Annotated in this window: 18 protein-coding genes and 1 pseudogene; 5 read left to right on the forward strand and 14 right to left on the reverse strand. The window is 71.7% G+C overall.

Translation table 11 applies throughout. The features are described 5' to 3' along the window. Nucleotides 1–70: 70 nt before the first annotated feature. Complete coding sequence (locus ETU37_RS15950) at nt 71–1,501, forward strand: MFS transporter (protein ID WP_240755771.1); 1,431 nt, start codon at nt 71–73, stop codon at nt 1,499–1,501. Here the strand turns inward: ETU37_RS15950 and ETU37_RS15955 are convergent. Then, entirely contained in the window at nt 1,429–1,704 is a 276-nt protein-coding gene (locus tag ETU37_RS15955; protein WP_129988337.1) for an acylphosphatase, read from the reverse strand. The genes ETU37_RS15950 and ETU37_RS15955 overlap by 73 nt on opposite strands. A gap of 153 nt (nt 1,705–1,857) precedes the next feature. Here ETU37_RS15955 and ETU37_RS15960 point away from each other — a divergent pair, with 153 nt between their 5' ends. Beyond that, nucleotides 1,858–3,297, forward strand: coding sequence for a M20/M25/M40 family metallo-hydrolase (locus tag ETU37_RS15960; protein WP_129988338.1), 1,440 nt, complete (start codon nt 1,858–1,860; stop codon nt 3,295–3,297). Between the two features lie 70 nt (nt 3,298–3,367). Here ETU37_RS15960 and ETU37_RS15965 read toward each other — a convergent pair whose 3' ends face one another. The 6 genes from ETU37_RS15965 to ETU37_RS15990 form a co-directional block, all read right to left on the reverse strand. Beyond that, nucleotides 3,368–5,431, reverse strand: coding sequence for a Calx-beta domain-containing protein (locus tag ETU37_RS15965; protein WP_129988339.1), 2,064 nt, complete (start codon nt 5,429–5,431; stop codon nt 3,368–3,370). A 207-nt stretch (nt 5,432–5,638) separates the two neighbouring features. Further along, nucleotides 5,639–6,514 carry a serine hydrolase domain-containing protein gene (locus ETU37_RS15970; protein ID WP_129988340.1) on the reverse strand — a complete coding sequence of 292 codons (876 nt, stop codon included), beginning with the start codon at nt 6,512–6,514 and terminating at the stop codon, nt 5,639–5,641. Then, nucleotides 6,511–6,951, reverse strand: coding sequence for an SRPBCC family protein (locus tag ETU37_RS15975; RefSeq protein WP_129988341.1), 441 nt, complete (start codon nt 6,949–6,951; stop codon nt 6,511–6,513). The genes ETU37_RS15970 and ETU37_RS15975 overlap by 4 nt, the downstream gene beginning before the upstream one ends. A gap of 2 nt (nt 6,952–6,953) precedes the next feature. Then, on the reverse strand, nt 6,954–8,372 hold the full coding sequence (purB, locus tag ETU37_RS15980) for an adenylosuccinate lyase (RefSeq protein ID WP_129988342.1): 1,419 nt from the start codon (nt 8,370–8,372) through the stop codon (nt 6,954–6,956). An 8-nt stretch (nt 8,373–8,380) separates the two neighbouring features. Further along, complete coding sequence (gene purD / locus ETU37_RS15985; RefSeq protein ID WP_129988448.1) at nt 8,381–9,616, reverse strand: phosphoribosylamine--glycine ligase; 1,236 nt, start codon at nt 9,614–9,616, stop codon at nt 8,381–8,383. A 2-nt stretch (nt 9,617–9,618) separates the two neighbouring features. Then, a complete protein-coding gene (locus tag ETU37_RS15990) occupies nt 9,619–10,893 on the reverse strand; it encodes an adenylosuccinate synthase (protein ID WP_129988343.1) in 1,275 nt (424 codons plus the stop codon). 152 nt (nt 10,894–11,045) lie between these two features. Between ETU37_RS15990 and ETU37_RS15995 the strand changes: the two genes are divergently transcribed. Beyond that, nucleotides 11,046–11,945, forward strand: a complete 900-nt coding sequence (locus ETU37_RS15995) for a diacylglycerol/lipid kinase family protein (protein WP_240755772.1) — start codon at nt 11,046–11,048, stop codon at nt 11,943–11,945. Here the strand turns inward: ETU37_RS15995 and ETU37_RS16000 are convergent. The 6 genes from ETU37_RS16000 to ETU37_RS16025 form a co-directional block, all read right to left on the reverse strand. Beyond that, nucleotides 11,942–12,937, reverse strand: a complete 996-nt coding sequence (locus ETU37_RS16000; protein ID WP_129988344.1) for a LuxR C-terminal-related transcriptional regulator — start codon at nt 12,935–12,937, stop codon at nt 11,942–11,944. The genes ETU37_RS15995 and ETU37_RS16000 overlap by 4 nt on opposite strands. Before the next feature lie 210 nt (nt 12,938–13,147). Next, entirely contained in the window at nt 13,148–13,585 is a 438-nt protein-coding gene (locus ETU37_RS16005; protein ID WP_129988345.1) for a DUF3151 domain-containing protein, read from the reverse strand. A 19-nt stretch (nt 13,586–13,604) separates the two neighbouring features. After that, nucleotides 13,605–15,482, reverse strand: a complete 1,878-nt coding sequence (locus tag ETU37_RS16010) for a glycoside hydrolase family 13 protein (protein WP_129988346.1) — start codon at nt 15,480–15,482, stop codon at nt 13,605–13,607. Beyond that, nucleotides 15,479–16,456: a sugar ABC transporter permease gene (locus ETU37_RS16015; RefSeq protein ID WP_206053974.1), complete on the reverse strand. Its 978-nt coding sequence runs from the start codon at nt 16,454–16,456 to the stop codon at nt 15,479–15,481. Before ETU37_RS16015 ends, ETU37_RS16010 begins: the two co-directional genes overlap by 4 nt. Before the next feature lies 1 nt (nt 16,457). Then, nucleotides 16,458–18,068, reverse strand: a complete 1,611-nt coding sequence (locus tag ETU37_RS16020) for an ABC transporter permease subunit (protein ID WP_206053975.1) — start codon at nt 18,066–18,068, stop codon at nt 16,458–16,460. Nucleotides 18,069–18,171: 103 nt separating this feature from the next. Continuing rightward, nucleotides 18,172–19,476 carry a sugar ABC transporter substrate-binding protein gene (locus ETU37_RS16025; RefSeq protein WP_129988347.1) on the reverse strand — a complete coding sequence of 435 codons (1,305 nt, stop codon included), beginning with the start codon at nt 19,474–19,476 and terminating at the stop codon, nt 18,172–18,174. Between the two features lie 149 nt (nt 19,477–19,625). Here ETU37_RS16025 and ETU37_RS16030 point away from each other — a divergent pair, with 149 nt between their 5' ends. Both ETU37_RS16030 and ETU37_RS16035 read left to right on the forward strand, forming a co-directional pair. Next, entirely contained in the window at nt 19,626–20,648 is a 1,023-nt protein-coding gene (locus ETU37_RS16030; RefSeq protein ID WP_129988348.1) for a LacI family DNA-binding transcriptional regulator, read from the forward strand. Nucleotides 20,649–20,835: 187 nt separating this feature from the next. Then, nucleotides 20,836–22,473, forward strand: a complete 1,638-nt coding sequence (locus ETU37_RS16035; RefSeq protein ID WP_240755785.1) for a glycoside hydrolase family 13 protein — start codon at nt 20,836–20,838, stop codon at nt 22,471–22,473. A 169-nt stretch (nt 22,474–22,642) separates the two neighbouring features. On the opposite strand, the pseudogene fbaA reads toward ETU37_RS16035, so the two are convergent. Continuing rightward, nucleotides 22,643–23,677, reverse strand: a pseudogene (fbaA, locus tag ETU37_RS16040) (class II fructose-bisphosphate aldolase); the annotation flags it as partial. Between the last annotated feature and the right edge of the window lie 21 nt (nt 23,678–23,698).

Raw genomic sequence — 23,698 nt, forward strand, 5'->3', positions numbered from 1 at the left:
CCCGCCGGCCGAGGCCGAGCAGCCCTACACGCCGGACCCGCGGCGCTGGCGGATCCTCGCCGTCACGCTGGTGATCGGCTTCATGGCGCTGCTCGACGTGACGATCGTGAACGTCGCGCTGCCCTCGATCCGGTCCGGGCTCCAGGCGTCCACGGCCGCGGTGCAGTGGGTCGTCAGCGGCTACGCGCTCGCCTTCGGCCTGACCCTCGTCGCGGGCGGCCGGCTCGGCGACGCGCTCGGTCGGCGCAGGATGATGCTGATCGGGCTGGTCGGCTTCCTCGTCTCCTCGGCCGCGGTGGGGCTGGCGCCCGACGAGACCTGGGTCGTGGTCGCGCGGCTCGCCCAGGGCGCGGCCGCCGGCCTGCTCACCCCGCAGAACTCCGGCCTCATCCAGCAGCTGTTCCGCGGCCCGGAGCGCGGGCGGGCGTTCGGCTTCTTCGGCCTCACCGTCTCGGTGTCCGCCGCCCTCGGGCCGGTGCTCGGCGGCCTGATCATCGCGGCGCTCGGCGAGGAGCACGGGTGGCGCGCGATCTTCCTGGTCAACGTGCCGATCGGGCTGGTGGCGCTGGTCTTCGTCGCCCGGATGGTTCCCGGCCGGGAACCCGCCGTCCCCGGCCAGGCCCGCGACCGCGCGGACATCGACGTCGTGGGCGCCGCGATCCTGGGCGCCGCCGTGCTGGCCGTGCTGTTCCCGCTCGTCGCGGTCATGTCCGACGGGGCGTGGGTGCTGCTCCTGCTGCTTGCCGCGCCGCTGGCGTTCTGGCTGTTCGTCCGCTGGGAGCGGCGGACGGTCGGCCGTGGCCGCGCTCCCCTGCTGGACGTCGGGCTGCTCGCGGTCGCGCCGGGCTACGCCTGGGGGATCCTGCTCGGCACGCTGTACTTCACCGGCTTCACCGGGACGTTCCTCGTGCTGTCGGTGCACCTGCAGGAGTCGCTGGGCCTCTCGCCGCTCGCCGCGGGTCTGATGATCACCCCGTTCGCGGTCGGGTCGGCGATCACCGCGCCCGTCGCCGGCCACTACGTCTCACAGGTCGGCCGGCGGGTGACGGTGACCGCCCTGTGCCTCGTGCTGACCGGCCTGACCGCCGTCACCGTGCTCGTCCCGGGCCACGGCGGCGACGGGCTGTGGCCGCTGCTGGCGCTGCCGCTGCTGCTCGCCGGACTGGGCGGCGGTGGCGTGGTGTCGCCCAACTTCACGCTCACCCTCGGCGACGTGCCGCCGCGGATGGGCGGTGCCGCCGGCGGCGCGCTGCAGACGGGACAGCGGATCGGCTCGGCGCTCGGCACCGCACTCGCGATGTCGGTCTACCAGGTCACCGTCGCGTCGACCGGCTCCGCGGGCACCGGGCTCCGCGTGGCCCTCGGTACGGCGCTGGTGGTCATCGCGCTCGCGCTGGCCGTCGCCGTGCGCGACCTGCGGGCCGCGCGTCAGCGGACGGAGAACGACCGCGCCCCCGACGGCGACGCCGGCTCCACGTCGACCCGGTCCACGCGCGCGTAGCCCGGGCCCTCGCGGCACCACGCGACCAGCGCGTCGACGGCGTCCGCCGTACCTTCGAAGACGCCGGCGACGGTGCCGTCGACCTCGTTGCTCACCCAGCCGGTGACGCCGAGCCGGTGCGCCTCCTGCACGGCGTGGTACCGGTAGCCGACGCCCTGCACCATCCCGTGCACGGTCACCTTCCGAGCCACCACGTCGCCCATGCGGCCCACCCTGCCACCCCCTCGTCGGCCCTCGCCGGCAAGGTCACGGTTCGATGAGAGGTCTGGACGGCATTCCTCCTGGTTTGGTTGGGTCGGGCGCATCTCGGGACGGACGAACCGCGTCCACTCCCACCAGGCTTGAGGAGCCTCTGGGTGAAACTCTCACGCACGCGCGCGGCCACCTTCACCGCCGCGATCACCGCAGTCGCCACCGCCGGCATCACGGTCGGCGCGACCACCGCCAGCGCCGAGCCGATGGACTCGGAGAAGATCCGGCGCGAGGTGTCGCCGACCAAGGTCTTCGACCACCTGCGCGCGTTCCAGCGCATCGCCGACCAGAACGGCGGCACCCGGGCGTCCGGCACGCCGGGCTACGAGGCCAGCGCCCGGTACGTCGAGCGGCAGCTGCGCGACGCCGGCTACACCACCGAGCGGCAGTACTTCCCGTTCACCTACACCGAGATCCTCGGGGAGACGGTGCGCGAGAACTCGCCGACGGCGCGCGACTTCGACAACCACGTCATGACCGCCAGCCCCAGCACCCCGGAGGGTGGCGTCACCGCCGACCTGGTGCGGCCGGCCAACCTCGGCTGCACGGCCGACGACTGGGCGGGGGTCGCCGCCGCCGGGAAGATCGCGATCGTGCAGCGCGGCACCTGCGCGTTCGCGGTGAAGAGCCAGCAGGCCAAGACCGCCGGCGCCGCCGCCGTGATCATCTACAACAACGCCATCGGGGAGCTCAACGGCACGCTCGGCGACAACCCGCAGGGCGTGGCGCCGACCACCGGCATCACCCAGGCCGACGGTCAGGCGCTCGTCGCGGAGATGGCGAACGGACCGGTCAACCTGACCGTGGACCTGCGCACGCTGGTCGAGCAGCGCGAGACGTTCAACGTGATCGCCGAGACCAAGCGCGGCAGCAGCGACGACGTGGTCATGCTCGGCAGCCACCTCGACTCCGTCGTCGGCGGCGCGGGGATCAACGACAACGCCTCGGGCTCGTCGACGATCCTCGCGGTCGCCCAGGCGATCAACAGCCCGAAGTACGCCCTGAAGGGAAAGGTCCGCTTCGCCTGGTGGGGCGCCGAGGAGACCGGCCTGGTCGGCTCGACGCACTACGTCGCCGGGCTCACGCAGGCCCAGAAGGACGCGATCCGCACCTACCTCAACTTCGACATGCTCGGCTCGCCGAACTTCCAGATCGGCGTGTACGACGCCAACAACTCGGGCAAGGCCAACCCGGCCGACGCCAAGATCTCGCCCGGATCGGTCGAGACCGAGAAGTTCTTCACCGACTACTTCGACGGCATCGGCCAGCCCTGGTCGGACGCGGTCGTGAGCGGCCGGTCGGACTACAAGGCGTTCGCCGACAACGGGATCGCGTTCGGCGGCGTGTTCAGCGGTGGTGACGGCATCAAGACCGCCGAGCAGGTCACGAAGTTCGGCGGTACGGCGGGCGTGGCGTACGACCCGAACTACCACACCGAGCGCGACGACATCTCCAACGTCAACCGCACGTCGATCGACATCATGAGCGACGCCGTTGCGCACGCCGCACTGACGCTGGCGCAGGACCCGACGCTCGTTCCCTGATCCGGCTGGGGGAAGCGACAAGGGGAGGGACCCGGGCGGGTCCCTCCCCTTGTCTTCGTGATGACCTACGTCAGCGGACGGTGTGACGCACCGTCTCCGAGACGTACACCCCGTGCGGTGTGCGGACCTTCGCGAAGAGCTTGACCTTCGTGCCCTTCTCGAACTGCTCGTCGAGCACCGTCGAGAGCCGGCCCTTCTTGCTCAGCTCGTCCTTGAGGACGCGCACGTTCTTGCCCTTGACGACGCGGAAGAGCTTCACCGTGGCCTTGGCAACCGGCGCCTTCGTCTTGACGGAGGCCTCGACGCGGTGCTTGGCGGCCTTGCCCAGCTCGAGCGCGACCTTGGTGTCGTCGTTGAGGATCGACCCGGCACCGACGGCCTTGCCCAGCGTGCCGTAGTCGCGCGCGGTCAGCTTCACCGACAGCGCCTCGTGCGGCTCGCGGACCTTGTCCGAGGCGACCTTGACGGTGATGGAACCGCTGTTCGCACCGGCGGGGATCGTGAGGATGCCCGACGCGGCCGTGAAGTCCTGGCCGGCCGTGGCGGTGCCCGCGACGGTCGCGAAGTCGACAGCGACCGCACGCGGCACGGCGCGGCTCAGGGCCACGGGGAAGTTGAGCACGGTGCCGCTGTTGCCCTCGAGCACGCGGGCGTCGCCGACGGAGACGGCCGGGGCGACCGAGTCCAGGTCGAAGCGCTTTGCGGAGCTGGTGCGCCCGGTCGCCGCGTCGACGCTGCCGATGGTGACGTCGTCGAGGAAGTACTCGCCGTTCATCTGGCTCGCGCCGGAGGCGCCCACGAGGAACGCCACGCCGCCGCCGGGACGGTCCTGGTAGGCGTTCTTGACGATCACCGCGTCCGGGTGCGCGACGACGTACTCGGCCAGGGTGACCGAGCCGTTGCCCTGGTCACCGTTGACGCCCCAGACGCCGGAGGCGGCGTCCCAGCTCTGCCAGGTGCTCTGCGCGACGGTGCCGTTGTTGGCCGGGGCGTAGAACAGGGTGTCGTCCATACCGCCGTCACCGTTGGTGTCGACGCTCAGGCGGAGGTACACCGGCTGCTGCGGGGTGGTGTTCGCGCCGGTCGCACGCTGGAAGGTGCTGAACTTGAGCGTGCGCAGGTCGCGGACCAGGGTGCCGTCGAACTGGGTGGTGCGGAAGAGCTCCACGCGGTCCGGGTTGGTCGTCGTGCTCAGCGCAAACCGGAGGGCACCGCCTCCGGCCGGGGTGGCGCCGGGGCCGTCCACGAACGCCTGGTTCGAGTCCAGGTAGTCCACGGCGTCGTAGGCCTCGTGGTACCAGCCCTGCAGGTTGCTCGGGGTCACGGTCGCGCCGCTGGTGGCCACGGTCTGCACGGCGGCAGCGGGGCCGAGGTCGAACAGGGTGTCGACGCCGTCGAGACCGACGACGACGCGGTCGACGAAGTACTCGCCGTTCGCCTGGGAGTCGGTGCCGCCGCCGTTGCCGCCGCCGGTGATCAGCGCGATGGAGCCGCCGTCGGCGGTGGTCGCGGTGCCGTCGGCCGGGTCGTCGTTGTTGATCAGCTCCGCGGCCGGGTTCGCCGTCTTGTATGCCGCGAGGGTGGTGGCTGAGCCGGCGCCCGCGTCACCACCGACGTTGAGCAGCCCGCTGCCGGTCACGACCCAGTGCTGCCAGACGCCGTTGGCGACGGCCTGCTGGTCGGTGTTGTTGGCCGGGAAGAAGAACAGCTGCTCGTCCTGGTCGCCGTCGCCGTCCTTGTCGACATTCAGGCGGAGGAACGTCGGCTGGCGGAGAGCACCCGCGCCGTTGGTGCGGCGCGCGAAGGTGGAGTACTCGAGCCGGGTGATGTCGGCGAGCGGGGTGCCGTCGTACTTCGGCGTGCGGTAGAGCTCGGTCTGGACGGTCGACTCACCGATGACCATCCGGTGGCTGCCCGAGCCGAACGGGGCGCGCGCGGGGCCCTCGACGTCGGACTGCTGCGGGGTCAGGTAGATCCCGGTGGCGGTGTTCTCGTAGGCCTGCGCGACCCAGGCACCGTTGCCCGTGATCTCGGACGTGGTCGCGGGCGCCGCGAAGGCGACCGGTGCGCCGAGGGCGCACACGACGACGGAGCCGGCGGCGAGAGCGCCGACGCGCTGCCTCCTGCGTGACATCATGAAAAGTTGGTTCCTCTGCTCGATGTGTCTGCGTCCTCATCACCAAGGCGCTCGAGGACGCGACGCAGCAGAGACCCCCGATAGCCGACCCGTCGCGGCCTACTGGCCGGGACAAGCTGCGCCAAACTTTTCACCGGACGGGACATGCGCGTGGTCGAATGACCCAAATGTGACTCACGCCTCACAGCGGGGTCACGGCAAGCCTCACCCGGTCAGGTCGCGTACCCCGGCCACGACATGGCCGCGGGCCGGCTTCCACTCCGGGTGCAGCCGGGCCGGGTCGCCGGTGGTCACCACGATCAGGTCGAGATCGGGAAAGGCCGAGACGTGCTGGCCGGCCCAGCCGCCCATGAACCAGCCGTCGCGGGTGACCCAGGTGAGGTACCCGTAGCCACAGCCCTCGGGCGCACCGCCCTTGGTCCACGCGGTCGTCATGTCGGTGACCCAGGTGGGGTCGACGAGCCCGTGCCCGCCCTCGTGCACGAGCCGCCCGAGCCGGGCCAGGTCGGTCGCGGCGATCTCCAGGTGGCCGGTGCCGACGCGGTACCCCTCCGGGTCGCAGCGCCAGCGCACCTCGCCGATCCCGAGCAGGTCGAACAGGTGCCGCCGCGCAACCCTGAGCAGGTCGTCGCCGAAAGCCTCGGTCAGCCGGATCGCGAGCAGGTGGGCGGCGCCGTTGTCGTAGCGGAACCGGGTGCCGGGCGCCCACGTGCGCTTCACGTCGCGCAACGCGTCGCCCCAGCCGTGCAGCATCGACATCACGTCGTCGATGTCCTCCGGCGCAGCGGCCACGCCGCGCGTCATCGTCAGCACGTGCCGCACGGTCGCGGCGTCGGGGCCGTCCCCGTCGACCGGGTCGTCGAGCGTCAGCCGGCCCTCGTCGATCGCGATGCCGGTCAGGACGCCCAGCACCGTCTTGGTGACCGAGAAGCAGTCCCGCAGCTCGCCGGGCAGCAGCCGGGCGTCGTGCACCAGCTGACCCGACTGCACGACGACGAGGTCGGCGGTGTGCGCGGTGCGCGGGTCGGCGGTGATCCGGTCCTGGAGCTCCTGGCTCCACGCCGACCAGTCGACGTTCACGCCTCGAGGACGGCTTTGAGCCGGGCGAGGTCGGCGCCGATGCTGCGGCGCACCTGGGCCGCCATCAGCGGCCGGAAGAGCCCGAAGAACCGCCCCGGGTCACCGGTGGCCCGGATACCGACGTCGGTGGCGGTGCCGCCGTCGGCGGGCGCCAGCTCGTAGCGGACGAGCATCGGGAACGGCTTGTCGACCTTCAGCTCCACGAGCCGGTCCGGCTCGTGCGCGGTGACGACGTAGCCGTAGTCGAACTCCCGGCCGAGGAACCGCGCCGTCCGCACCACGGTGTGCCCCTCGCGCAGCGGCCCCGGCTGGTCCGGCCGGCTGCTGGTGATGCCGCCGGTCCAGGCGAGGTCGTGGGCGGGGTCGAACATGTACGCCGCGACCTCGGCGGGACGGCGGGCGATCCGGACGCTGGGCCGGACGTCGACGAGGCTCATGGTCAGAGGATGGCGCCGGGGGCGTACGCCGCCGCGTCGGGGTGGCGCGCGGCGACCTCCTCGACCCGCCGTACGACGGTGTCGACCTGGGCGACGGCGGCACCGGTGAAGGTGATCGGGTCGGCGACCAGCGACGCGAGCTGCTGCCCGGTGAGCCCGAGCCGCTCGTCGGCGGCGAGCCGCGCGAACACGTCGTTGTCGGCCTGGCCCTGCCGCATCGCCAGCGCGACCCCGACGGCCGCCTCCTTGATCGCCTCGTGGGCGGTCTCGCGGCCGACGCCGTTGCGGACGGCCGCCATCAGCACCTTGGTGGTGGCGAGGAACGGCAGGTAGCGGTCGAGCTCGCGCTGCACGACGGCCGGGAACGCCCCGAACTCGTCGAGCACCGTGAGGAAGGTCTGGAACAGCCCGTCGGCGGCGAAGAACGCGTCGGGCAGCGCCACCCGTCGTACGACGGAGCAGGAGACGTCGCCTTCGTTCCACTGGTCGCCGGCGAGCTCGCCGACCATCGACAGGTAGCCGCGGAGCACGACGGCCAGGCCGTTGACGCGCTCGCAGGAACGGGTGTTCATCTTGTGCGGCATCGCCGAGGAGCCGACCTGGCCCTCCTTGAAGCCCTCGGTGACCAGCTCGATGCCGGCCATCAGCCGGATCGTGGTGGCCAGGTTGGACGGGCCGGCGACGACCTGGACCAGCGCGGAGAGCACGTCGAAGTCGAGGCTCCGCGGGTAGACCTGGCCGACGCTGGTCAGCACGTGGTCGAAGCCGAGGTGGGCGGCGACGCGCTGCTCGAGGTCCTCGAGCTTGGCGGCGTCGCCGTCGAGCAGGTCGAGCATGTCCTGCGCGGTGCCGACGGGGCCCTTGATGCCGCGCAGCGGGTAGCGCGCGAGCAGGTCCTCGAGCCGGTCGAGGGCGACGAGCATCTCGTCGGCGATCGTGGCGAACCGCTTGCCGAGCGTGGTCGCCTGGGCGGCGACGTTGTGGGAGCGGCCGGCCATGACCAGCGTCTGGTGCTCCGCGGCGAGCCGGGCCAGCCGGGCCAGCGTGGCGACGACCCGGTCGCGCACGAGCAGCAGGGAGGAGCGGACCTGCAGCTGCTCGACGTTCTCGGTGAGGTCGCGGGAGGTCATCCCCTTGTGGATGTGCTCGTGCCCGGCGAGCGCGCAGAACTCCTCGATGCGCGCCTTCACGTCGTGGCGGGTCACCCGCTCGCGCGCGGCGATCGAGTCGAGGTCGACCTTGTCGACGACGGCCTCGTAGGCCTCGACGACGCCGTCGGGCACGGCGATGCCGAGGTCGCGCTGGGCCTTCAGCACCGCGATCCAGAGCTGCCGCTCGAGCACGATCTTGTGCTCGGGCGACCAGATCGCGGCCAGGTCGGCGCCGGCGTAACGGGTGGCGAGGACGTTCGGGACGGTCATGTGTCGGCTCAGATTCCTGCGGCGATGTCGGAGCGGTGGTGGGCGCCGTCGATGCGGACCAGCTCGACGCCGGCGTAGGCCTTGGCCCGGGCGTCGGCGACGTCGCGGCCGACGGAGGTGACGGCGAGGACCCGGCCGCCGGCAGTGACGAGGGTGCCGTCGCGCTCGGCGGTGCCGGCGTGGATGACGTGGACGTCGTCGAGGGCGTCGACCTCGTCGAGGCCGTCGATCGGGTCGCCGGTGCGCGGGGACGCCGGGTAGTCCTTGCTGGCCACGACGACAGCGACGGCGGCCCCGTCGCGCCACTTCAGCGGGCCGACCTCGTCGAGGCGCCCGTCGGCGGCGGCCTTGAGCACGACCCCGAGCGGCGACTCGAGCAGCGCGAGCAGCGGCTGGGTCTCGGGGTCGCCGAAGCGGGCGTTGAACTCCACCACCCGGACGCCGCGCTTGGTCAGCGCGAGGCCGGCGTAGAGCAGCCCGCTGAACGGCACGCCGCGGCGGCTCATCTCCTCGACGGTGGGCCGGAGCACCCGCTCGGTGACCTCCTCGACGAGACCCTCGGGGGCCCACGGCAGCGGCGTGTAGGCGCCCATGCCGCCGGTGTTGGGGCCGGCGCCGCCGTCGCCGACCCGCTTGAAGTCCTGGGCCGGCTGCATCGGCAGCACCGTGGTGCCGTCGGTGATCGCGAACAGCGACACCTCGGGCCCGTCGAGGTACTCCTCGACCACGACCCGCTCGCAGCCGGCGGCGTGGGCCAGCGCCTCGTCGCGGTCGTCGGTCACGACGACGCCCTTGCCCGCCGCGAGGCCGTCGTCCTTCACGACGTACGGCGCGCCGAACGCGTCGAGCGCCGCGGCCACCTCGTCGGGGGTGGTGCACACGTGCGCCAGCGCGGTGGGCACCTCGGCCGCCGCCATCACGTCCTTGGCGAAGGCCTTGGAGCCCTCCAGCACCGCCGCTGCGCCGGACGGGCCGAACACCGAGATCCCGGCGTCGCGCACGGCGTCGGCGACGCCGGCGACCAGAGGGGCCTCGGGGCCGACGACGACGAGGTCGACGGCCAGCTCGGTGGCCAGCTTCGCGACCGCGGTGCCGTCGAGGGCGTCGACGGGGTGCAGGGCGGCGACGGCGGCCATGCCGGGGTTGCCGGGCGCGGCGTGCACCTCGGTGACCTCGGGGTCGCGCGCGAGCGCCAGCGCGAGGGCGTGCTCGCGGCCGCCGGTGCCGATGACGAGGACCTTCATGCTCACCTCAGGACGACGGTCTGCTCGCGGGAGGGGCCGACGCCGACCGCCCAGAACGGCGCACCGGAGAGCTCCTCGAGGGCACGGACGTAGATCTGGGCGTTCTTCGGCAGGTCCTCGAACGACCGGGCGCCGGAGATGTCGGACTTCCAGCCGTCGAAGAACTCGTAGACGGGCGTGGCGTGGTGGAACTCCGACTGGGTCATCGGCATCTCGTCGTGGACGGTGCCGTCGACCTCGTAGCCGACGCAGACCGGGATCCGCTCCCAGTCGCCGAGCACGTCGAGCTTGGTGAGGCAGAACTCGGTGAGGCCGTTGACCCGGGCCGCGTAGCGCGCGATGACGGCGTCGTACCAGCCGCAGCGGCGCGGCCGGCCGGTCGTGACGCCGAACTCGCCGCCGATCGTGCGCAGCCGCTCGCCGTCGTCGTCGTGCAGCTCGGTCGGGAACGGGCCGGACCCGACGCGGGTGGTGTAGGCCTTGATGACCCCGATGACCCGGTTGATCCGGGTGGGGCCGACGCCGGCGCCGGTGCAGACCCCGCCGCTGACCGGGCTGGACGAGGTCACGAACGGGTAGGTGCCGTGGTCGACGTCGAGCATCGTCGCCTGGGCGCCCTCGAACAGCACGGTCTTGTCGTCGTCGAGCACGCGGTTGAGCAGCAGGCTGGTGTCGGCGACGAGCGGGCGCAGCCGGTCGACGAACGACAGCAGCTCCTCGACGACCTCGTCGACGTTGATCGCCCGGCGGTTGTAGACCTTCGCGAGGACCTGGTTCTTCAGGTCGAGCGCGCCCTCGACCTTCTGCCGCAGGATGCTCTCGTCGAACAGGTCGGCGACCCGGATGCCGGTGCGGCTGATCTTGTCGGCGTACGTCGGGCCGATGCCGCGCCCGGTGGTGCCGATGAGGTTCTTGCCCAGAAAGCGCTCGGTGACCTTGTCGAGCGTCGTGTGGTAGCTCGTGATCACGTGCGCGTTGGCCGAGACGACCAGGTTGTCGACCGCGACGCCGCGGGCGCGGAAGCCGTCGATCTCGCCGAACAGGGCGCCCAGGTCGACCACCACGCCGTTGGCGATCACCGGCACCACGTCGGGGCTCAGGATCGTCGACGGGAGCAGGTGGGTGTCGAACTTCTCGCCGTCGACGACGATGGTGTGTCCGGCGTTGTTTCCCCCGGAGGTCCTGACGCAATAATCGATGGACGAGCCGAGCTGGTCCGTCGCCTTGCCCTTGCCTTCGTCGCCCCACTGGGCGCCGAGCACCACGATCGCGGGCATCGGTGGCACCTCTCTCACCGCTGAAAAGAAAGCGCCCCGCGTGCAACCAGCACCGGGGCTCTTGCGACGCGACTCTAGCAGCCGCACGGACCGCGACCGGGCGGCCGATCTCGCCGTCTGGTCGGTGCACCTGCGGGGTACTGTCCACCTTCGTGGAGCCAGTGCTGCTGATCGCCAACGCCGACGCGGGGAGCACCGACGCCGAGCGTCTCGAGGAGGCCCTCGAGGTGCTGCGCCGGAGCACCGACGTCGAGGTGGCCAAGACCTCGGGGCCGGGCGAGCTCGACGGCGTCCTGCACCGACGGGGCGGCCGGACCGTCGTGGTGGCCGGCGGCGACGGCAGCCTCCACGCGGTGATCGCGGCGCTGCACCGGCGGCACGAGCTCGCCGACACGGTCGTGGGCCTGCTGCCGCTGGGCACGGGCAACGACTTCGCCCGCGGCAACGACATCCCCCTCGAGCCCGGCGAGGCCGCCGAGCTCATCGTGAAGGGCGAGGTACGCCCGGTGGACCTGATCGTCGACTGCGTCGGCGAGGTGGTGGTCAACAACGTGCACGTCGGCGTCGGCGCCGAGGCGTCCCGCAAGGCCGAGAAGTGGAAGAAGCGGCTGGGCCGCGCCGGCTACTGGATGGGCGCGGCCAAGGCCGCGTTCAACCCGCCGTTCTACCGGTTCCGTGTCGAGGTGGACGGCGAGGTCGTCGCGGACTTCGACCGGCACGTCGCCCAGGTGGCGATCGGCAACGGCAGCACCGTGGGCGGCGGCACCGACCTCACCCCGCACGCCGACACCGGCGACGGCAAGCTCGACGTGATGGTGTCGTTCGCGGTCGGTCCGGTGTCGCGGTTCGGCTACGCGTTCCAGCTGCGTGTCGGCCGCCACCCCGAGCGGCAGGACGTGCTCTACGTGCGCGGCTCGCGCGTCACCGTCTCCGGCCAGTCCTTCTGGTGCAGCGCCGACGGGGAGATCTCCGGCCCCGAGCGCAACCGGACCTGGCGCATCGAGCCGGCGGCGTTCCGGATGCCGCTGCCGCCGACCGACCGGTCCGGCTAGATCCAGCCGCGGCGGACCGCCTCGACGCCCGCCTCGAACCGCGACGACGCGTCGAGCTCGTCCATCAGGTCCGCCACGCGCCGGCGCACCGTGCGCAGGCTGAGCCCGAGTGTGCGGGCGATCTGCTCGTCCTTGGCGCCGCGGGCCAGCTGGTCGAGCAGCAGCCGGCGGGCGCTCTCGGCGGGCCCGACCAGGTCGTCGGTGAGGCCGGGCACCACCAGGGCCCGCTCCCAGAGCGACTCGAACAGCAGGGTCAACGACTGCACCAGGGCGCTCTGCCGCACGACCAGCACCCGGTCGTCGGCCAGGTCGAAGCGGGTGGGGACCAGCGCCGCGACGTCCCCGACGATCGCCAGCCGTCCGGGCACGGTGCCCAGCACACGGACGTGCTCGCCCATGTCCGCCCGGCGGCGCAGCACCTCGGGCGCGTCCTCGAGCACGCGCGCGGGGTACACGGCCCGGGACCTGCGTCCCTCCCGGAGGAGCTCGGCCACCCAGCGGTCGGCGAGCCGGCCCTCCGCGATCCTCCACTGGTCGGGCCGGAACCAGCGCAGCTCACCTGCGGTCTCCAGGGACAGGGCCTCCAGGGTCGGCACGACCTCGTGGCTGCGGATGGCCTGGAGCTGGACGTTCTCACCGCGGGCGTGCCGGGTGAGCCGGTGCTCGGCCTCGAGCGCGGGCAGCAGGCCCCGGACCGCGGCGAGCTGCTCGCGCTGGGCCTGGAGGCGGTGGTGCTCGTCGCTGACGAGCCGGGCGAGCGCCCGCTCGGGCGGGGCCGCGACGAGGTCGTCGACCGCGCGCAGCACCAGGCCGCGGGTCATCAGGTCGTCGACGGCGTCGGCGAACGCCGAGCTGCCGACGGAAGTGCCGAGGAGCTCGGCGGCGGTGGCGGGCGTCATCGCCGGGACGCGGAGGAGCGCCCGGTAGAGCCGCTCCTGCCGGTCGGTGAGCCCGAGCACCGCGAGCGGTGAGGGGAGGTCACGTCCGGGCACGGTGGCATGTTAGTGCCACTGGCACGGAAAGGACATCTTCCTGTGTGCAAATCCTGGCAACCTACTCGCTGAGGCCGACCGGGAACTTCCGCAATCGGGGGATTCTGGGAAACCCGGGTCGGCCCCACCACGTCGAAGCGCCGGAATCGCAGCAGGGGACGATTCCGGCGCTTCGCCTTTCTCCGATGTCTCCGGTGGGTCGGGTCCGGCTCAGCCGAGCAGCTCGTCCGCGGCGGTCGGGCTCGAGTCCCGCAGGAACGTCGCGCAGCGCTCCGCCTCCGACGTCTCTCCGATCCGGCCGGCCGAGGTCGCCAGCGCCGCCAGCGCGCGCAGGAAGCCGCGGTTCGGCTCGTGCTCCCACGGCACCGGGCCGTGCCCCTTCCAGCCGTTGCGGCGCAGCAGGTCGAGGCTGCGGTGGTAGCCGACCCGCGCGTAGGCGTAGGCGGTCACGTCGTCGCGGACCGAGCCCGAGGACGAGGCGAGCGCCGCCTCGGCCAGCGTGGCCCAGGCCAGCGGGGACTCGGGGTGGGTGCGGACGACGGCCGCGAGGTCGACCTGCTCGGCGGTCGCGGCGGCGAGCATGGCGGCGGCCGGGTCCTCCGGCAGGTGGGTCGGCGGCGGGCCGGCCATCAGGTCCTGGAACGTCATGAGCCCCATCATGCCGCCGCTACCGACATCGGTAGAGGTGCGCCCCGGGGCCGGCCGGCAGCCGCACCCTGTCACGGGACACGTCGGCCGCGGCACCGGCGAGCAGGTCCAGTCCGCCGACGTGCGCGAGCGGCAGCTCGACGCTCGGGTGGTCGGCGCGGGCGACGTGCACGAGCAGGGTCTCGTCGTCGTGCTCGCGCAGGAAGGTGAGCGAGTCGTCCTGCACGTGCACCCAGCGCAGGCCGCCGCGGCGCAGCGCGAGGTGGGCGCGCCGCAGCGCGGTCCAGGCGAGGTACCCGTCGTACGTCGGGTGGTCCCACTCGTCGCGCCGGTCCCACGGCATCGGGGTCCGGGAGTGCTCACCGTCGAGCCCGGTGAGTCCCAGCTCGTCCCCCATGAACACGACCGGAATGCCGGGCAGGGTCATCTGCAGTGCCAGGCCGAGCAGGTGCTTCTCCCGGCCGAGGCCGTCGGCGTCGACCCAGCCCGACGTGCCGCCGCCGGCGACGGTGCGGAACCGGGGAGTGTCGTGGGAGTCGAGGTGGGAGGTGGAGGCGACCCGCGACTGCCAGGGCATAGCGGCGTGCGCGTCGCGGAGCGAGGCGACCACGGCGCCGCCCGGTCGGACCGGGATCGGCGCGGGCAGGCCGAGGAACTGCAGACCGTGGGGCACTGCGGAGCCGGGGGCGCCGCCGTTGAGCCACGACCAGACCGGCCGGGTAAAGCCGGCGTAGTCCATCGTCCCGTGCCAGCCGGCGCCGGCGAGGTCGAGCGACGCGTCGTGGCCGTGCTCGGCGAGCAGCCAGGCGTCGGGCCGCTCGGCGGCCATCGTGCGGCGGATGACCTGAGCGACGTCGTGGGCGTGGTCGTCGGCGCCGAGCCGACCGGTCATGTTGGCGACGTCGATGCGCCAGCCGTCGAGCCCGTGCCGCAGCCACTGCGCCACCACCGAGTCGGGGCCGTCGTAGAGCCGGCGGCGCATCTCCGCCGAGCCGTGGTCGAGCTTGGGCAGCGACGGGACGCCGAGCCAGGACTCGTAGCTGCCGTCGTCGTGGATCCGGTAGAAGCCGCGCTCGGCCGAGGTCGGGTCGGCCTGCGCGGCGAGGAACCACGGGTGCGTCTCGCCGGTGTGGTTGGTGGTCAGGTCGCCGACGACCCGCAGCCCCACCTCGTGCGCGGCGTCGATCAGCCGGCGCAGCGCCTCGTCGCCACCGAGCACCGGGTCGACCTCGTCGAACGACGCGGCGTCGTAGCGGTGGTTGGAGCGGGCGGCGAAGAACGGCGTCAGGTAGAGCAGCGTCGCGCCGAGGTCGCGGAGGTGCCCCAGCCGCTCCCGCACCCCGTCGAGCGTGCCGCCGAACCACTGGAACGGCACGTCGGGGCCGCGGTGCACGACCGGGTCGTCCCAGTCGGCCGGGTTCGCCCACGCGGGCCGTTCCACCGGCTCGCCGCCGTGGGCGTAGCGGTCGGGGAAGACCTGGTAGCCGACCTGGTCCGGGACCCAGTCGGGCAGCTGGTGCTCGGTCGAGACCCGGAAGTCGCCGGCGTCGGTCACGTCGCGGTCGTGCACGCCGGCGCCGTTGAGCCAGCGGTACGTGTCGTCGTACCGCAGCAGGAAGCGGTACGACGTCACCGGGTTGCTGACCAGCAGGCCGGCCTCCCACCAGGTGCCCAGCCCCACAGCGCCGGCAGCCGGGGTGGGGGTGGCCGCGACGATGAACGGCTCACCGTCACGCACCGAGCGCACCCAGACCCCGTCGGGAGGAGTCGCGCCGGGGCGCGGGTCGTCGGGGACCCACACGCGCACGGTGACCGTGCTGCCGAGCTTCGGAGCCTGGTCGAGGACGTAGCGCGGCGACCCGTCGTGGTGCGGGTCGAAGAGGTGGGACGGGCTCACCCCTTGACGCCTCCCGCGGTGATGCCGCCGACGATGTAGCGCTGCAGGAACATGAACAGCACCACGACCGGCACCGCCGTCAGCAGCGCCCCGGCGGCGAACACCCCGAGGTTGTTGGAGCGGTCGGCGTCGATGAGGCCGTAGAGCCCGACCGCCAGCGTCTTCTTCGACCCAGCCGTGAGGAAGATGCTGGCGAGCAGGAACTCCGCGATCGTCGCGACGAACACCAGCAGGCCGCTCACCGCGAGGATCGGCCGCACCAGCGGGAGGATGATCCGGAAGTAGGTCTGCACGTGGCTCGCGCCGTCGATCTTGGCCGCCTCGTCCAGCGAGCTCGGCACCGAGTCGAAGAAGCCCTTGATCAGCCAGACCTGGCCGAGCGAGCCGCCGAGGAGCACGAGGATGTAGCCGGCCAGCGTGTTGAGCCCGAACGCCGGCACCGCCTCGCCGATCTCGGTGAACAGGAAGTACAGGGCGACCGCCGCGAGGATCTGCGGGAACATCTGGATCAGCAGCAGGCTGAGCAGGCCCATCCGGCGACCGGTGAACCGGAACCGCGAGAAGGCGTACGCCGCCAGGGCGCTGCAGAAGATCTGCACGAACGTCACGACCGTGCAGACGACGAGGGTGTTGAGCGCCCACCGCGGGAACTGGATCGACGGCGTCGTGAAGAGCTCCGTGAAGTTCTGGAGGGAGAACTCCCGCGGGATGACCGTCGTCGAGACGACGGTGCCGAGCGGGTTCAGCGCGGCGGAGATGATGTAGAGGATCGGGAAGATCGCCCACAGGACGGCGACGATGCCGACGACGTGACGCCAGCCGATCTCCTGGAACCACCGCATGCCGGTGAGCTTGTGCTCGCGCGGCGGCTTCGCCCCGGGCGGGGTGACGGTGGCGCGCTTCTCCTCGTGGGGCTCGTCGAGCGCCTGCAAGGTCGAGGTGGCGGGGGTGCCGCCGGACACGGGCTGCGACATGTCAGTTCACATCCTCGAGGGCACGGGTGGCGCGGAACTGGATGGCGGCGATGACGCCGGTCAGGATGAACAGGACCACCGACACCGCGGACGCGAAGCCGATCTGGGCACCACCGGCGCCGAACGCGAGCCGGAGGATGTAGCTGATCAGGATGTCGGTGCCGCCGGCGGTGGGGTTCTCGGGCGTGAACGGCCCACCCTCGGTCAGCAGGTAGATCGCGTTGAAGTTGTTGAAGTTGAAGGCGAACGACGACACCAGCAGCGGCGCGACCGCGACGAGCAGGAGCGGGAACGTCACCCTGCGGAAGCCCGCGAAGCCGCTCGCCCCGTCGATCGCCGCGGCCTCCTTGAGGTCCTCCGGGATCGACGTCAGCGCTCCCGTGCACACCAGGAACATGTAGGGGAAGCCCATCCAGAGGTTGGTGAGCAGCACCGCGATCTTGGCCATCGTCGGGTCGCCGAACCACTGGATGTCGAGACCCAGCGTGGTGTTGATCAGGCCGAAGTCCCGGTTGAAGAAGCTCGACCACAGCAGCAGCGAGATGAAGCCGGGGATGGCGTACGGGAGGACGAGGACCGCTCGGTAGTACTTCTGGCCGCGCAGCCGCGGGTCGCTCAGCGTCGCGGCGAGCCCGAGGCCGAGCAGGAACGTCGTGGCCACGGACAGGAACGCGAACGTCAGTGTCCAGGCGAAGATCCTCAGGAAGTCGCTGCTGATCCGAGGATCGGTGAAGATCCGCTTGTAGTTGTCGAGGCCGACGTTGGCCTGCCAGGACTGGTCGGCGACCCGCTCGCCCTGGGCGTCGACGAAGTACTCGCGGTCGCCCTTGAGCTTCGGGGTGTACTCCGTGCCGGTCTCGGTGTCGGTGATGGTGTCGGTGGCCTCGTCGTACTGCAGCGTCGTGACGCCCTCGAAGGCCTCGCGGATGCCGAGCTGGCGGATCGCGCCGCCGTCGGTCGGGACGACGAAGTCGGCCAGCGCCTGCTGGGCGTCGTTGACCTGGACCGGGGTGAGCAGCGTGTAGCCGGGGGCCTCGGTGACGAAGCCGTCGGTGACCGTGGCCTCGGGGAACGGCTCGAGGCCCTCGGCGTCACCGACGTACGCCTCCTCGCTCTCCTGGTCGACGAGCAGGAAGACGAAGGGTCCGTCGGTGACCGACCCGGTGGTCGCCACCGAGAGGTTGTAGCGCGGCGCGTCGGCCGTCTGCTTCACCGACGACCCGATGATCTGCGCGATCGCCTCGTCCTTGGTGCCGCGCGTGCCGTCGCCGTAGTTGGTGAGCGACAGCTGCGCGGTGAGGATGATCGGGTAGACGACGAAGCAGACCAGCAGCAGGACGCCGGGGACGAGGTACTTCGCCGGGAGGGCGCGCTGGGTGGCGTACGTCGCGACGAGCACGCCCGTGATCACCCAGATCGCGACGAGCATCGTCCACTTCTCGAGGCCGATCAAGGTCGGCGTGAGGGCGGCGGCGATGCCGACCGCGAGGCCGAGCAACACCACCTTCACGAGGATCGGCAGGACGTGCCGCTCCTGCTTCTGGTGCACGGTGCGCCGTCGCCGCGTCGGCGTCGGCTCCTCGGTCAGCGTGTCGGTCGTGGGCTCGGACAACGCAGTGCTCCTGCCGCGAGAGGTGGAACGAGGAGAGGATCAGACGAGCAGGCGGGGGGCAGGCCCCGGCCGGACGTGGCTCCGACCGGGACCTCCCCCGTCATCAGGAGGCGTTGATGGCTTCCTGGATGGTCTTGCCGGTGTCCTTCATCGTCTTCGCCGGGTCGGCGCCACCGACGATGGCGGAGTAGGCCTTGCCGAGCGGCTCCCAGACCGCTGCCATCGCGGGGATGGCCGGCATCGGGGCGGCCTTGTTGGCGGCCTCCGCGAACAGCGCGGTGTCGGGGTCGTCGGCCGCGATGCTGTCCTGCAGCGAGAGCAGGGCCGGCGGGAGGCTGGCCTTCTCGTACATCGTCGTCATGGCCTCCTCGTTGTTCACGCCGGAGTTGACGAACTCCTGCGCGAAGGCGGCGTTCTTCGCGTTGGACGCGACCATGAACGCCTGCGCGCCCATGAACGGCTCGGCCGGGCCCATGCCCTTGAAGCCCGGGACGGGCTGGATGGCGTACTTGATGCCGGAGTCGCGCACGTCGCCGAGCGCCCACGGACCGGAGACCAGGAAGGCCGCCTTGCCCTCGGTGAACAGGGCGATCGAGTTGTCACCGCTGATCGAGCGGCGCAGGACCTTCTGGCCCTTCTCGCCGAGCTGGCCGATCTTCTGCGCGGCCTTGACCGAGCCGGGCTTGCCCACGCCGAGGTCGTCGGCGTTGTACTCGCCGTCACCACTGGTGCCGAACAGGTAGCCGCCCATGGAGGTGTACAGCGGCTCCATGTGGTACGCGTCGCCGAGCTCGCCGACCGGGAGGTTCAGGGCCGACTCGACGTCGCCCTTCTTCACCGCGGCCTCGCCCGCCTTGATCGCGTCGTCCATCGTCTTCGGCTCGTTCGGCGCGACCTCGGTGTTGCGGTAGAGGGCGAGCGACTCGATGCCGTAGGGGACGCCGTACAGCTGGCCGTCGTAGGTCGTCGCCTGGACGGCCTTGGGCGAGTAGCCGGACAGGTCGTCGGCGCTGAGCTGCAGCGGCTCGATGGAGCCGTTCTGCACCAGGTTGCCGATCCAGTCGTGCGCACCGACGACCACGTCGGGGCCGTTGCTGGCCTCGTTGGCGGTGACGAAGTTGGTCTGCAGGTCCGAGGAGACGGCCTGGACCTCGACCGTGATGCCGTTGGCCTCGCCGAACGGCTCCGCGATCGCCTTGACCGCGTCGATCTTCAGAGCGTCGGTCCAGATCACGAGGTCGGCATCGGCACGAGCCGGGGCCCCGGTCTCCTCCGCCGTCGCCGTCTCGGAGGGGGTCTCCTCCGGGGTGGTGTTGGTGGCCTCGTTGCCGCCACCCCCGCCGCCACACCCCGCGAGGAGGAAGGTGGCGGCGATGGCCGGCGCCAGGGCCCGTGCGAACTTGCGCATGTGGATCCTTGGGGTCGAGGGGGCCTGAAGGTCTGGAACGCCCCGATGTGATCGGCGACACTAACAGCGTTTTCATCTGTTGCAAAGAGTTGCAGTCGAGTGCAGCAAAACGTTGTCATGTCGTTGCAGGAACCGCGTAAGTTGTCGCCATGACCGTCCGCCTCTCGCACATCGCTGAGCGCGCCGGCGTGAGCGTGGCCTCGGTCTCCCGGGTGCTCAACGACAAGCCGGGCGTCGCCGAGTCGACCCGCCGTGCGGTGCTCACCGCGATCGACGTGCTCGGGTACGAACGCCCGACTCGCCTCCGGTCGCGCGAGGCCGGCCTGATCGGCCTGATCGTGCCGGAGCTCGAGAACCCGATCTTCCCGCGCATGGCGCAGGCGGTGGAGGTCGCGCTCGTCCGGCACGGCTACACCCCCGTCCTGTGCACGCAGAGCCTCGGAGGGGTGCACGAGGACGACTACGTCACGACGCTGATGGACCGCGGCGTCTCCGGGATCATCTTCGTCTCCGGCATCCACGCCATCGCCGACACCGACCCCGACCGCTACCAGGCGTACGTCGACGGCGGCCTGCCCATCGTGCTGGTCAACGGCTGCATCCCCGTGATCGGCGCCACCTGCATCTCCGCGGACGACATCGAGTCCGCCGAGCTGGCCGTCAGCCACCTTGCCCAGCTGGGACATCGGCGCATCGGCCTCGCCACCGGACAGTCCCGCTACCAGCCGGTCGTGCGCCGCACCGAGGGCTTCAAAGCCGCCATGCGCCGGCACGTCGACGCCGACCTCACCGACGCCGACCTCGACGAGCTGGTCGAGCGCACGGTGTTCACGATGGAGGGCGGCGCGACGGCGGCGCACACGCTGCTCGACCGTGGCGTCACCGCCATCGTCTGCGGCTCCGACGTGATGGCGATCGGCGCGATCACCACGGCCCGCCGCCGCGGCCTGTCCGTGCCGCGCGACGTCTCGATCGTCGGCAGCGACGACAGCACGCTGATCCAGTACACGGACCCCCCGCTCACGACCGTCCGGCAGCCCGCGGGCGCGATCGGCCGGGCGGCCGCGGCGGCGCTGGTCGACCAGATCAGCGGCGTCCCGGCGATCACCTCGGAGATGCTGTTCCGGCCCGAGCTCGTCGTGCGCGGCACGACGGCCGGGCTGCCGCTCTGACCCGCACCGGACCGGCTGCGGCGACCCCGCGCGGCCGTACCGCAACTCTTTGCGCTTGCAGCAACGGTCGGGCATGCCTCAGCATGGAGTGGTGACTTCTTCCGCCACGCTCCCGACGACTCCGCTCACCCGCTCCGCTGCCGACGAGCGGGACGAGGCCGATGCCCTCTGGTGGCACGACGCGGTCGTGTACCAGGTGTACCCCCGATCGTTCGCCGACGGCAATGGTGACGGTATGGGCGATCTGCCCGGTGTCACCGCCAAGCTGCCGTACCTGCGCGACCTCGGCGTGGACGCCCTGTGGCTGTCGCCGTACTACGTCTCCCCCATGGCCGATGCCGGCTACGACGTGGCCGACTACCGCGACATCGACCCGCTGTTCGGCTCACTGGCGGACGCCGAGGCGATGATCGCCGAGGCGCACCGCCTCGGCCTGAAGGTCATCGCCGACCTGGTGCCCAACCACACCTCCGACGAGCACGCCTGGTTCCAGGCCGCCCTGGCCGCAGGCCCGGGCTCCCCCGAGCGCGACCGCTTCCTGTTCCGCGACGGGCGCGGGGCCGACGGCGAGCTCCCGCCCAACGACTGGCGCAGCGTCTTCGGTGGGCAGGCGTGGAGCCGCGTCACCGAGGCCGACGGCTCGCCCGGCCAGTGGTACCTGCACATCTTCGACGTGAAGCAGGCGGACCTGAACTGGCACAACGCCGAGGTCCGCGCGGAGTTCGAGGAGATCCTGCGGTTCTGGCTCGACCGGGGCATCGACGGCTTCCGCGTCGACGTCGCCCACGGCATGGTCAAGGCCGAGGGCCTGCCCGACTGGGACCACGAGCAGGAGATGCTCGACGGCGCCAACGAGGACGGCGACCGCCCGCCGATGTGGGACCAGGACGGCGTGCACGAGATCTACCGGGCCTGGCGGCAGGTGCTGGACTCCTACGAGCCCCACGGCAGCCGGATGATGGTCGCCGAGGCCTGGGTCGAGCCCGCGTCGCGGCTGGCGCGCTACCTGCGTCCCGACGAGATGCACCAGGCGTTCAACTTCCACTACCTCGGCTCGCGGTGGGCGGCCACCGACGTGCGCGAGGCGATCGAGACCTCCCTCGAGGCCAACGAGATGGTCGGCGCCCCGACCACGTGGGTGCTCAGCAACCACGACGTGGTGCGGCACGCCAGCCGGCTCGGCGCGGCCGAGGAGCCGGGCAGGCACAACCACAAGGGCCTCGGCCCGCGCGACGAGCAGCCCGACGAGGAGCTCGGTCTGCACCGTGCCCGCGCGGCGTCCGCGCTGATGCTCGCGCTGCCCGGTTCGGCGTACCTCTACCAGGGCGAGGAGCTCGGCCTGCCCGAGCACGGCACGCTCGACGACTCCTACCGTCAGGACCCGTCGTGGTTCCGCCACGGCGGCGAGGTCGTGGGCCGGGACGGTTGCCGGGTGCCGCTGCCGTGGAAGGCCGACGCCCCGGCGTACGGCTTCAACGACACCGGTGAGAGCTGGCTGCCGCAGCCGGCGTCGTTCGCCCGGTACGCCGCCGACGTGCAGGAGGGCGTCGACGGCTCGACGCTCGAGCTGTACCGCACGCTGCTGCGGCTGCGGAAGGAGCTGCTCCTCGGCCGCGGCGACGTCGCCGTCGTGGAGGGGTTCGGCGACGACGTCCTCGCGCTGCAGCGCACCACGCCGGACGACGGCAGGGTGCTCGTGGTCACCAACTTCGGTGACGAGCCGGTCGCGCTGCCCGAGGGCGCGGTGGCGCTCGTCGCGTCGGCCGACCTGGTGGACAACAAGGTCCCGACCGACGTGACGGTGTGGGCCTCGCTGCCGGGCTGAGTCCTTCGACTGGGCCTCAAGCACCCCATGGCTGACACTGTGCCCCGTGCCTCCACGGCACGGGGCAAAGTCGCCGAGAGGTCAGTTCGCGATTCCCCCGCTGCGCTCCTCCTCGCGAACGGACCTCTCGGCTAGCGGGGTGTCGCGCGTTCCTCCCGGAATGCGTGGGTCAGCCGAGGCTTGTGCCGGTGCTGCGGAGGTTCTCGCACGCCTCCACCACGCGCGCGGCCATGCCGGCCTCGGCGGCCTTGCCCCACGCGCGCGGGTCGTAGGTCTTCTTGTTGCCGACCTCGCCGTCGACCTTCAGGACGCCGTCGTAGTTGCTGAACATGTGCCCGGCGACCGGGCGGGTGAAGGCGTACTGGGTGTCGGTGTCGACGTTCATCTTCACCACGCCGTAGTCGACGGCCGCGCCGATCTCCTCGGCGGTCGAGCCCGAGCCGCCGTGGAAGACCAGGTGGAACGGCTTGCTGCCGTCCTCGAGGCCGAACTCCTTGACCACGGCAGCCTGTGCGTCGCGCAGCACGTCGGGGCGGAGCTTGACGTTGCCGGGCTTGTAGACGCCGTGCACGTTGCCGAAGGTGAGCGCGGTCATGTAGTAGCCGCGGTCGCCGTAGCCGAGCGCCTTGGCGGTGGCGATGGCGTCCTCGGGCGTGGAGTAGAGCTTCTCGTTGATGGCGTTCTCGACGCCGTCCTCCTCGCCGCCGACGACGCCGACCTCGATCTCGAGGATGATCTTGGCGGCGATGCACTTCTCGAGCAGCTCGCCGGCGATGGAGAGGTTCTCGTCGAGGGGTACGGCGGAGCCGTCCCACATGTGCGACTGGAACAGCGGCGCCTCGCCCCGCTGCACGCGCTCGGCCGAGATGTCGATCAGCGGCCGGACGAACCCGTCGAGCTTGTCCTGGGGGCAGTGGTCGGTGTGCAGCGCGATGTTCACCGGGTAGTTCTTGGCGACCTCGGCGGCGTACGCGGCGAAGGCGACCGAGCCGCTGACCATGTTCTTCACCGACGGGCCGGAAAGGTAGTCCGCACCGCCGGTGGACACCTGGATGATGCCGTCGCTGCCGGCGTCGGCGAAGCCCTTGAGCGCGGCGTTGAGCGTCTGGGAGGAGCTGACGTTGATGGCCGGGTAGGCGAAGGCGTCGCGCTTCGCCTTGTCGAGCATCTCCGCGTACTTCTCGGGAGTGGCGATGGGCATGTTCGTCTCCTCGGTCGTCCTGGC

Origin of the sequence: Nocardioides iriomotensis (assembly GCF_004168035.1) — a bacterium.
In the GTDB taxonomy this organism is placed as follows: Bacteria; Actinomycetota; Actinomycetes; order Propionibacteriales; family Nocardioidaceae; genus Nocardioides_B; species Nocardioides_B iriomotensis.